This is a genomic window from Streptomyces sp. NPDC002463 (assembly GCF_042889835.1).
Classification (GTDB): Bacteria; Actinomycetota; Actinomycetes; order Streptomycetales; family Streptomycetaceae; genus Streptomyces; species Streptomyces nymphaeiformis.
Window position 1 is genome coordinate 1 of sequence record NZ_JBIARL010000066.1, and the last position, 1,145, is coordinate 1,145.

Sequence of the window (1,145 nt, forward strand, 5' to 3'; positions counted from 1 at the left end):
GGTGGTTACGGGAGGTTGCGGGCCATGACGATGCGCTGGACCTGGTTGGTGCCCTCGTAGATCTGGGTGATCTTGGCGTCGCGCATCATGCGCTCGACGGGGTAGTCGCGGGTGTAGCCGTAGCCGCCGAGGAGCTGGACGGCGTCGGTGGTGACCTCCATGGCGACGTCGGAGGCGAAGCACTTGGCGGCGGCGCCGAAGAAGGTGAGGTCGCCGTCCACGCGCTCGGACTTGGCGGCGGCGGCGTAGGTGAGCTGGCGGGCGGCCTCCAGCTTCATGGCCATGTCGGCGAGCATGAACTGCACGCCCTGGAAGTCGGCGATCGGCTTGCCGAACTGCTTGCGCTCCCTGACGTAGCCCTTGGCGTAGTCGAGGGCGCCCTGGGCGATGCCGAGGGCCTGGGCGGCGATGGTGATGCGGGTGTGGTCGAGGGTCTTCATCGCGGTGGCGAAGCCGGTGCCCTCGGCGCCGATCATGCGGTCGGCGGGGATGCGGACGTTGTCGAGGTAGACCTCGCGGGTCGGGGAGCCCTTGATGCCGAGCTTCTTCTCCGGGGCGCCGAAGGAGACGCCCTCGTCGGACTTCTCCACGACGAAGGCGCTGATGCCCTTGGAGCGCTTGTCGGGGTCGGTGACGGCCATCACCGTGTAGTACTCCGAGACGCCGGCGTTGGTGATCCACCGCTTGACGCCGTTGAGGACCCAGAAGTCGCCGTCGCGCACCGCGCGGGTCTTCATGCCGGCCGCGTCCGAGCCCGCGTCGGGCTCGGACAGGGCGTAGGAGAACATCGCGTCGCCCTTGGCCAGCGGGCCGAGGTACTTGTGCTTCAGCTCCTCCGAGCCGGACAGGATCACCGGCAGCGAGCCGAGCTTGTTGACCGCCGGGATCAGCGAGGAGGAGCCGCAGGCGCGGGCGACCTCCTCGATCACGATCACGGTCGCGAGGGCGTCCGCGCCCGCGCCGCCGTAGGTCTCGGGGACGTGCACGGCGTGCAGGTCGTTGGCGACCAGCGCGTCCAGGGCCTCCTGCGGGAACCGGCCCTCCTCGTCCACCGCCGCGGCGAACGGAGCGATCTTCGCCTCGGCGAGGGCACGCACCGACTCCCGGAGCATGTCGTGCTCCTCCGAGGGCCGATACAGGTCGAA

Annotated in this window: 1 protein-coding gene; it reads right to left on the bottom strand. The window is 69.7% G+C overall.

From position 1 onward, the window contains the following. Positions 1–5: 5 nt before the first annotated feature. Positions 6–1,145: acyl-CoA dehydrogenase family protein (locus tag ACFYX3_RS42040; RefSeq protein WP_389025425.1), on the bottom strand; the 1,140-nt coding region annotated here is incomplete at its 5' end.